The sequence below is a fragment of the Burkholderia sp. Cy-637 genome, assembly GCF_011753175.1.
Classification (GTDB): domain Bacteria; phylum Pseudomonadota; class Gammaproteobacteria; order Burkholderiales; family Burkholderiaceae; genus Burkholderia; species Burkholderia gladioli.
This window is the reverse complement of sequence record NZ_VWWC01000069.1, coordinates 25,533-34,629: the sequence shown is the minus strand read 5'-3', so window position 1 is coordinate 34,629 and position 9,097 is coordinate 25,533. Positions and strand designations below refer to the sequence as shown.

10 protein-coding genes and 1 tRNA gene are annotated in these 9,097 nt (G+C 69.0%); 1 reads left to right on the top strand and 10 read right to left on the bottom strand.

The window, feature by feature from the left end; genetic code table 11:
- From F3J10_RS35995 to F3J10_RS18900, 3 genes are all read right to left on the bottom strand, one after another.
- The coding region (locus tag F3J10_RS35995; protein WP_205200346.1) for a hypothetical protein at window positions 1-316 on the bottom strand (316 nt) is incomplete at its 3' end.
- A 159-nt stretch (window positions 317-475) separates the two neighbouring features.
- On the bottom strand, window positions 476-1,279 hold the full coding sequence (locus F3J10_RS18905) for a DUF4397 domain-containing protein (RefSeq protein ID WP_167242738.1): 804 nt from the start codon (window positions 1,277-1,279) through the stop codon (window positions 476-478).
- Window positions 1,280-1,541: 262 nt separating this feature from the next.
- Window positions 1,542-2,642, bottom strand: coding sequence for an NAD(P)-dependent alcohol dehydrogenase (locus F3J10_RS18900; RefSeq protein WP_345791221.1), 1,101 nt, complete (start codon window positions 2,640-2,642; stop codon window positions 1,542-1,544).
- Between the two features lie 167 nt (window positions 2,643-2,809).
- On the opposite strand from F3J10_RS18900, the gene F3J10_RS18895 reads away from it, so the two are divergent.
- A complete protein-coding gene (locus tag F3J10_RS18895) occupies window positions 2,810-3,715 on the top strand; it encodes a LysR substrate-binding domain-containing protein (protein ID WP_167242736.1) in 906 nt (301 codons plus the stop codon).
- A 397-nt stretch (window positions 3,716-4,112) separates the two neighbouring features.
- Here the strand turns inward: F3J10_RS18895 and F3J10_RS18890 are convergent.
- The 7 genes from F3J10_RS18890 to F3J10_RS18860 form a co-directional block, all read right to left on the bottom strand.
- Window positions 4,113-4,203, bottom strand: a tRNA-Ser gene (locus tag F3J10_RS18890).
- Between the two features lie 77 nt (window positions 4,204-4,280).
- Window positions 4,281-4,865 carry an HD domain-containing protein gene (locus F3J10_RS18885; RefSeq protein WP_167242735.1) on the bottom strand — a complete coding sequence of 195 codons (585 nt, stop codon included), beginning with the start codon at window positions 4,863-4,865 and terminating at the stop codon, window positions 4,281-4,283.
- A gap of 102 nt (window positions 4,866-4,967) precedes the next feature.
- A complete protein-coding gene (locus tag F3J10_RS18880) occupies window positions 4,968-5,558 on the bottom strand; it encodes a helix-turn-helix transcriptional regulator (RefSeq protein WP_167242734.1) in 591 nt (196 codons plus the stop codon).
- A 152-nt stretch (window positions 5,559-5,710) separates the two neighbouring features.
- Window positions 5,711-5,974 carry a PAAR domain-containing protein gene (locus F3J10_RS18875; protein ID WP_013698802.1) on the bottom strand — a complete coding sequence of 88 codons (264 nt, stop codon included), beginning with the start codon at window positions 5,972-5,974 and terminating at the stop codon, window positions 5,711-5,713.
- A gap of 66 nt (window positions 5,975-6,040) precedes the next feature.
- Window positions 6,041-6,475, bottom strand: a complete 435-nt coding sequence (locus F3J10_RS18870) for a hypothetical protein (protein WP_167242733.1) — start codon at window positions 6,473-6,475, stop codon at window positions 6,041-6,043.
- Window positions 6,476-6,518: 43 nt separating this feature from the next.
- A complete protein-coding gene (locus F3J10_RS18865) occupies window positions 6,519-8,534 on the bottom strand; it encodes a sodium:solute symporter family protein (protein WP_167242732.1) in 2,016 nt (671 codons plus the stop codon).
- Entirely contained in the window at window positions 8,528-8,956 is a 429-nt protein-coding gene (locus tag F3J10_RS18860) for a DUF4212 domain-containing protein (RefSeq protein WP_167242731.1), read from the bottom strand. The genes F3J10_RS18865 and F3J10_RS18860 overlap by 7 nt, the downstream gene beginning before the upstream one ends.
- Window positions 8,957-9,097: the final 141 nt, after the last annotated feature.

The following is a 9,097-nucleotide window of genomic DNA, read 5'->3' as shown; positions in this document are numbered from 1 at the left end:
GCGAGGCATCGGCCGCGGCCGGCGCGCCGCCGGGAGCGGCCGCCAGCGTCTGGGGCGCACCGCCACCACCACCGCCGTCCGACAGCGCGGGCATGCCGCCGCCTCCACCGCCACCACCGCCCGCGCCGCCAACCGACGGGGACGAGTTCTGCTTGGCCAGGTTGTTCAACTGCGAGAACATCTGCAGCTCGGCGATCAACTGCTGGATCAGTTGTTCGAGCTGCGCGAGCTGCTGCAGGGCCTGCGTGTTGCCCTGGCCCGAGCTCTGGTAGGGATCGAGCGTGCTCGATCCGGCGGCATCAACGGACATCGACATGGACGTCTCCCTGTGAGGACGGCGCGACGGTTATCCGAGCACTCTAGGCGGGTTCCGGCAGGCGCCGGGCCGCGGTTGCGAAGCGGCTGCCGGGGATGCGAAACGATCGTGGGCCCCTCGGGCACGGCAGGCCTGCGTCGAGGGGCCCGAAGGCCGGGCTTACTGGTTGGTGAGCGTGTTGATGAGTTCGCTCGCGGCCTTGTTGTCGGTTTGCTTCTTGAGCGCCAGCAGCACGTGGATCTGGCCCGGCTGCAGCGGGCTCGATTGACCCGTGATCGGCACCGTCGTCAGCAGCACGTCGGCATTGTTCGACACGCTGAATTGCGTCGACTGGAAGATCGGCGTCTTGCTGCCGGCGAGCGTCGCGACGATGACATAGGTCCCGTCCGCCAGCGCGGTCGAATCCTGGCCGCTGGCCGGCACGGCATTCTTGAACGCGACGCCAGCCAGCTTCGGCGTGACGCTGCTCGCGGTGACGTCGGTGCCCGGCGCCACGATATAGATGTCGAGGTTCTGCGCGTTTGCCGAAGCGTTGAAGGCCCGCACCCGGTCATTGCTCGGCAGGCTGCCGAACGGATCGTCGATCAGGCCGATGGCGGGCCCGGTCGTGTCGCCCAGCGCGATCGCCGTGTAGTTGTGCCCCTTTGCTGCGTCGCCGAAGCTGCCGCTCGCGAGTGCCGTGGTGATGCCCGCCTGCGCGAAGGCGATGGTATGGGCGCCCGTCTTGATATCGTTGAATCCGGTGAAGACCGGATAGGTGATGGCGGTCTCGCCGCCGAGCGCCGCGCCGTCGACGAGGAGATCGTAGGACGTGTTGTTGCCGGGCGTGGCGTTCTCGAAGTACATCTGCGGGGCCGCCAGGCCCAGGACATTGGCCGCATCCAGGACGTTGTCGTCGCCGCCGCATGCCGACAAGGCGACAACCGTGCCGAGCATGGCTGCCATCATTCGAAACTGCTTCATCTCTTTACCCATATCGAAACCGGATTTCCATTTGATTGACTGCTTGATAACCGACAAGAATTGCCGGGCATGAATGCCCTGATCCCCGGCATACGCCGGAGATCGCGGTGGATTCATTTTTTTATGATGCGCACCGCGCGTGCTCGGGAGTAGCGCCACGACGGACAATCGCGGTCAGTACACGAAGGCGTTGATCGATTCTGTTTCTCCAGGTGCAGCGAGACAGCGGCATGTGGGTCGACGCGCCGCCTTCTCCCCCGGATCAGGCTTCGCCCTCGATCCGCACGGCCACCTTGCCGAAGGCCTCGCCGGACGCCAGCCGTTCGTATGCCTGGCGGGCTTCGGCAAACCCGAATTCGCTGTCGATCACCGGCACGATGCCCTTCTCGTCGACGAAGCCCACCAGGTCTTCCGTCATGCTTCGGCTGCCGACCATGATGCCGGCGAGCGCCTTGGTTCCCCCGACGAAGGCGCCCGGCGACAAGCGCACCTCGCCCCAGCCGCTCAAGCCGCCGATCACCACCACGCGGCCGCCGAAACGGACCGCCGACAGCGAGCGGCCCAGCGTGTCCTGGCCGCCGACGTCGAGCACCAGGTCGACGCCGCGCCCCTGGGTCAGGGCGAGAACCTCGTCCTGCCATTCGGGCCGGGTCCGGTAGTTGACGAGGCCGCGCGCGCCGAGCTCCCCGGCTCGGGCCAGCTTCGCGTCGCTCGAGGAGGTGATGATCGGATGCAGGCCGGCGGCGACGGCCAACTGCAGCGCCCAGATCGAAACGCTGCCGGTGCCCAGCAGGAGCACCGATGAACCCGGCTTGAGCCCGCCCTCGACGAACAGGGCGTTCCAGGCCGTGACACCAGCACAGGCGAGGGAAGCGGCCTGGGCGTCGGCGAGGGATTGCGGAGCGCGCGCCAGCGCGTCCTCCGGCGCGACCATGAACTCGGCCAGGGCGCCGTCGAGGTGGACCCCGAACGAGATGCCGGCCTTGGCCGGCGAGATCTCACCGTCGATCCAGCGCGGCCAGAAAGCCGGGATGACGCGCTCGCCCACGGCAAAGCGCGTGACCGCTGCGCCGACCTCGACGATGGTGCCGACGCCGTCGGACAGCGGCACCACGGCGCGATCGGGCGCATCGCCGATCTGTCCGCGCGCGAAGGCCAGGTCACGCGCATTGAGGCTCGCCGCGCGCATTTCGATGCGCACCTCGGCGTGGCCCAATGCCTGCTGCGGGAGCTCGACGCGATGAAGTCCGGCGGGGCCGGTTCCGGCCTGGAGACGATAGGCTTGCATTCTGGAATCCTGATGAAAAGACATAAGGGGAACGTCGCCCGCGCCTCGGCGGAGCCTGGTGGTGGCGATCGACATCGCCGGCAACGGCGGCGGTCGGGATCGGTCGGCGTCACGCGACGCTTGGCTAACTTCTGGAACCAATCCGCGCCGTGGAACGGGTGACCGGCATCGTATGTCGCCTCAGGCACGCTTGGTGGCGACGTTTTTGCCGAACATTGGCGAATTTTTGACTACAATCCGGCATGACCGACGCATTCAACGACATCCCCGCCTTCGTGGCCGCGGTCGAGGCCAATGGATTCGCCGCCGCCGCGCGGCGCCTGAACCTGTCCCGATCGGCCGTGGGCAAGGCAATCGCGCGCCTGGAGGCACGCCTGGGCGTGCGCCTGTTCCATCGAACCACGCGCAGCCAGGCGCTCACCGAGGATGGTGCGGCGTTCTACGAGCACTGCCTGCGCGCGATGGACGAGTTGAGCACGGGCAAGGCCCGGCTGGAGGTGGGGCGCCAGGCCGTCAGCGGCCGGCTGCGCGTATCCATGCCGGTATTGTTCGGACGCCTTTGCATCGCGCCGGTGCTGACCCGGCTGGCTTCGCGCCACCCCGATCTCGAACTGGAGTTGCAGTTCAGCGATCGTTTGGTGGATCTGCTCGAGGAGGGGGTCGACCTCAGCGTCCGGATGGGTGAGCTGGGTCACGGCGCCGGCTTGATGACGCGCGGCATCGCCCGCGAACGGATGGCGGTTTGCGGCGCGCCCTCGATGCTGGATGCGAACGCGTTGCCCAGGACCCTCGACGATCTGTCGGCTTATCCCGCGATCGTCTATGCCCGCAACGGGCGTTCGCAGAATTGGCTGTTTCGCCGGGAGCAGGCGCCGATCGTCCACTACGCGCCAAGGTCGCGGCTGAAGTTCGACGACCTGGAAGCCATGGCCGATGCCGCGGCCGCCGGCTACGGCCTGGCCTGGCTTCCTCTATGGCTGGTCAGGAACCGCGTGCGCGGCGGCGAGCTGGTGTGCGTGCTGGATGAGGACCCGGCGCCGGGTTTCGACATCCACGCGCTATGGCCTCAAATGCCCTATATGCCACCGCGGGTGCGCGTGGCGCTCGACGCCCTGGTCGCCGAGGTCCCGGCCTTCGTGTCGGCCTGAATCGCCATCCCCCGCGCGGCGAGGCGCGAGCGCGAACCGCCGCGACGATGCCCGAGCAGGCTCGTCGGTCCTTCCCGCGTCGGGCAACGGGCTCTCGACACGTCACGGCCAGAGCTAGCCCCCGGCTCGGACGGCAAGTGCCGATTCGCGATCCCGAAAGGAATCCATCGCGCCCGCTACATGACATGCCGATGGCCGCAATGGCCGGGAAAGCCGGCGATATCGTTACGCTCCCATCCGAACAGCATGTTGGCCGCCAGGCCGACTCGAATATCAGGCTAGGGTCGATTGCCGTCTCATCGATTCATCGCGGCCTGCCAGGCTGGCTCGCGAGGGATCGGCGGAAAAACAAAAAGCCCCGCGAGTTCTGGAACTCACGGGGCTTTTTCGATTCTTCTGGCGGAGAGAGGGGGATTCGAACCCCCGATAGGCGATTAACCTATACACGCTTTCCAGGCGTGCGACTTAAACCACTCATCCATCTCTCCAGCAAGAGCGAGAGTATAGCAGACTCCAATGGCGGCTCGCCAGCCCCACCGAAACGCCAATTCATCGCGGCGGCCCTTCAGCCCGAAGGCCCGCCAGCACCGGCCATCCGCTCGCGCGTCGCCTCGTCGACGCGCTCGCGAAACCGCTGCAGCGCCGGCACTTTGCGGGTATGCGCCTGTCCATACGCGAGGTTGAACGCATAGTCGAAATCGGGCGGATTCTCGCCCTGCGTGTGCTGCAGGATCGTCTCGATCTTGTCGAGCGCCTTCACCGCGCGCGCTTCCGGCGTGGCCGCCCGCGCATACTCGTCCCACAACGCGACGATCCTCTCGCGCATCGGCGCATCGAGCGTTTCGCCGAGGCGCAGCAGGTCGCGTCGCTCGACGGCATCCTTGTCGCTGCCCGGGGCCTGCTCGGGCGCCGGCACGTCGCCGCCCAGCGCCTCGCCCAGGTCATGCACCAGGCAGAGCTCGAGCACCCTGCCGGGGTCGACCTCGCCCAATTGATCCATCAGCACCATCGCCATCAGCGCGAGCCGCCAGCTGTGCTCGGCCGTGCTCTCGCGTCGCCCGCCCGAGGTATGGCCGCTGCGCAGCACATCCTTCAGGCGCTCGCAGCCGCGCAGGAAATCCAGTCGTGCGTCGATCAGCGCGTCGTCCATGGGAGCCACCTCGAATACTCGATTGATCGGCCACTATACGGCGCCGGGCGGGTCCGCTCCACGCATGAATTATGCGTCGCCGCCCGCCCCACCATTCGGCATTCAAAGCGTTTCGACCAGGCGCGCCAGCGTCCCGTCGGACAAGGTGAAACGCGTCCAGCGGCAGCGGCTCGCACGAATCGGCACCTGCGGCGAGTCGTTGGACCCGGTATCGAATTCGATCGAGGGTGCCGGATGATCGTGCCAGCCCGCATCGCGCAAGGACTGCTCGCGCGCCACGATCTCGGCCGTCGCGAACGGCCAGAGCGACGCGCCCATCAGCGACGGCAGCGGCGCCGCGAACTCCGCCGCTCGCGGCGTGGAGCAGGCCAGCAGCCGGTGCGTGAGGTCGCAGACGAGATGAACGGGACGGGTGTGATGGCTCACGAGGCGCTCGAGCGCGCGATCCGCCGCCGAGTCGAGGCGCGCCGACAAGCAGGCCTCGATGCGCCGCAGTTCCTCGTGCGACACCGCCTGGGTGCCGGCTTCCCAGCGCGATATCGTCGACTGCGATACGCCGAACAGCGCCGCAGCATGTTCCTGCTTGATCCGGCGCAGCGTGCGCCACCGACGCAGGCTCGCGCCCGGCGAACAGGCCAGCGCGGACAGCGGCAAGGACGTGGTCGTTGCCTGGTTCGACGATATCGGTTTCATGGCTTTCCTTCTATGCCCAGCGGGGGCCGGCGAGCGCCGCGCCATGTCGACACGGCGGCATTCGACTCGAGACTCGACGCGAAGCGCGGCGGCATGGGCGACGTCACCGCTCCCCCGCGCCGAGCCAGCCGGGCTTCGCCCGCCCCGCTCGCCTACTCGCTGCCGAAGGTGCTCAGCGTCGATTGCAGGGTGGCGCCGCAGCTGGTCTTGTGGCCGTCGAAGGCGACGGCCCGGCCGCCGACGGTGAATTCCGGGTTGCCCTCGACGATCACGCAACTCTGGTGCCCGGCGATCGGGCAGATGCAGAGGTCGCCGACGCGCGCGACCGGCTTGCCCTCGACGAGCAGGCTCGAATCGCCGGTCTCGACCACGCCGCCATGGCTGGTCGGATCGCCGACGCGAATCACGTTCTTCATGTCCTTGCTCCCGTAGTTCGGTGGATGCACCTGCGGGCCACCGCTCTCCCGGCGCCCGCAGCGGCCTCAAGGGTACCGCAACATCAGGCTCAGGTCTGCCTGGCGCGGATCGTGGCTGAACCGGGCCCGGCCCCAGGCGAGCGGCTCCAGCGCGGCGCTGGCCGGATGCGTGCTCGCCAGTTGCAGTCCCGAGGCGGCCGCCACCGCCTGCACGATCCGCGATTCCGTGATGCTCGCATCGAAGGAATGGATCGGCTCGAACAGCACGGCGACGCTGGCCACCCTGGCGTCGGCCACGTCGATCACGCAGCGCGCCGCATAGCCATGGAGCCCGAGCGGCTTGCCGACGCGATAACGCAGCGCGCCGCCCGGCGTGATCTCGGGCCGCCCGCACAGCGTCCGCGCATCGGGGGCGAGCGCGCCGCTCGCGTCGACCTCGATGCGGACCCGCTCGATCCGGACCGCGCCGCTGCGCCAGTCGATATGGAGTGTCGTCGTCATCTCGAATGCCCGATGCCTGCCCGGTGGTCGCGCCTCGCCGGATTCATGGATGCCGGATGTAATCGACCAGCGCCCGGGTATAGGCGTCGGGCCGCTTGTCGAGCAGGCTCACGCCGATCGCGGCCGCGAAACCGGCCGGCACGCCGAACACGCCCGAGCTGATCGGCTCGATGCCGAACCAGGTGGGGCCGGCGAAGCCGGTCAGCTGCGTGAAGAAGGGATAGGTCGAGAGGATGTAGTAGATGCACACGCCGAGCCCCGTGATCATCCCCGCCACCGCGCCGCGCGTGGTGGTGCGCTTCCAGAACACCGCCAGCACCAGCACCGGGAAGAAGCTCGAGGCCGCCAGCGAGAAGGCCGCGCCGACCAGGAACAGGATCTTGCCGGTATTGAGCGAGGCCACGTAGGAAGCGAACAGCGCCACGCCGAGCAGCAGCACCTTCGAGATCGTCACGCGCCGCTGCGCCGAGGCGTCGGGCGCCACCATGTGGTAGTAGACGTCGTGCGACAGCGCATTGGCGATCGTCAGCAGCAGGCCGTCGGCGGTGGACAGCGCCGCGGCCAGCGCCCCGGCCGCCACCAGCCCCGACATCACGTAGGGCAGCCCGGCGATCTCGGGCGCGGCCAGCACCACGATGTCGGGCTGCATCTGGATGTCGGACCAGTGCACGACGCCGTCGCGCAGCACGTCGACCACCCCGATCAGGTCGGGCTCGAAGTGCTGCCATTGCGTGACCCAGGACGGCAGCTCGGCGAAGGGCTGGCCCACCAGGTGGGCGAGGATCTCGAACTTGATCAGCACCGCCAGCACCGGCACGCTCAGGTAGAACAGCGCGATGAAGAACAGCGTCCAGCCCACCGAGCGGCGCGCCGAGGCCACCGAGGTGGTGGTGTTGTAGCGCGTCAGGATGTGCGGCAGGCTCGCCGTGCCGAGCGACAGGCACAGCAGCAGCGCAAGGAAGTTGCGCCGGCGCGGGCGCTCGTCGTCGTTGGTCGCCGAGGGAAACGGCAGGTGCATCGGCAGCGGCTCGGCGGCGCGCGCCAGCAGCTCGTCGCGCGCCTGCTCCCAGACCACCCGCGCGGCCGCCGCGTCGCGCGGGAACTCGGCCAGCTCGCGTTCGCGCTGGCTGATCTCGCGCAGCGGGCCGTTGCGCCGGCGCAGTGCCGCGAGCTCGTCCGCCAGTTGCACGCGTGCCTCGCCGTAGGACGCCGGCAGCCGGTCGAGCCGGGCCTGGAACACGGCGGCGCGCGCGCGGAAGGCCTCGCGCACGGCGTGCTCGTCGGCCGAATCGCGCACCTGGGCCTCGAGCGCCTCGACGCGCGTCATCAGGTGCCCGTAGTTCAGCTGCGGCACCGGCCCGAGCCCGTCCTTGATGGCGATCAGCGAGACCGGGACCAGGAAGGCGACGATCAGGATCACGTACTGCGCCACCTGGGTCCAGGTCACCGCGCGCATCCCGCCCAGGAAGGAGCAGACCAGGATCCCGGCCAGCCCGCAGAAGATGCCGATCGCGAAGTCGACGCCGATGAAGCGCGTCGCGATCAGGCCGATGCCCTGGATCTGGGCGACCAGGTAGACGAAGGAACAGAGGATCGCCGCGCCGGCCGCGAGCGCGCGCACCAGGGTGCTCGAATAGCGCGTGCCGAGGAAGTCGGGGATGGTGTAGCGCGCCAGCTTGCGCACGTAGGGCGCCAGCAGGAAGGCCACCAGGCAGAAGCCGCCGGTCCAGCCCATCAGGTAGGCCAGCGCGTCGTAGCCGGTTGCGTAGAGCGAGCCGGCCAGGCCGATGAAGGAGGCGGCCGACAGCCAGTCGGCCGCGGTCGCCATGCCGTTGAAGGCCGAGGGCACGCGCCGCCCGGCCACGTAGTACTCGACCAGGTCGGAGGTGCGCGACAGCAGCCCGATCACGGCATAGACGGCGATCGGCACGAACAGGAACACGTAGCCGATCCAGACGCCGGGGCCGGTGGCGCGCTCGATGCGCCAGAGCAAGGCCACGAAGGCGAGGAAGCCCAGCGTGTAGCACGCATAGGCGCGGATCAGCCGGCTGGTCAGCATGCGTCGCGATCCGCCCGGTGGTCATGCAGGCCGCCAGCGCGGCGCGGTTGGCCGTCGGCCGCGGCGCCGGCATCAGGCTCGTCGGCGCAGGCCGCGTAGTCGCGCCGCAGCCGGCGATCGGCGCGCTGCATCAGCAGCACATAGACGGCGATCAGCAGCAGGTACACCAGGATCGCCCCCTGCGCGCCCAGGTAGAACGGCAGGCTGAAGCCGCCCAGGCGCAGCGCGGCCAGGGCCGGCGCGAACAGCGGCACCAGGAAGGACACCGCGAAGCCGATCGCCATCAGCACCGCGATCAGCCCGACGTTGAAGCGCCAGTAGCGCGCATGGGCGCGCGCGAGCCGGTCCGGCACCGGCGGCGGATCGCTGAAGTGGCGGGAGGTCGAGGTGGTGGTCGACGGGGAACGGGGGGCGGCGGTCATCCGCTTATCTAACAAAAAAGCCCCGGCGCGGGCAATCGGGATTGCCGCGCAGGGGCTGCGTGCCGGGCCGGCCGGATCGGCGCGCCGCGGCGGGGGCCGGGCGCGTCCAGTGGCGCGGTTTCGCGCGCCGGCCGTGGAAAC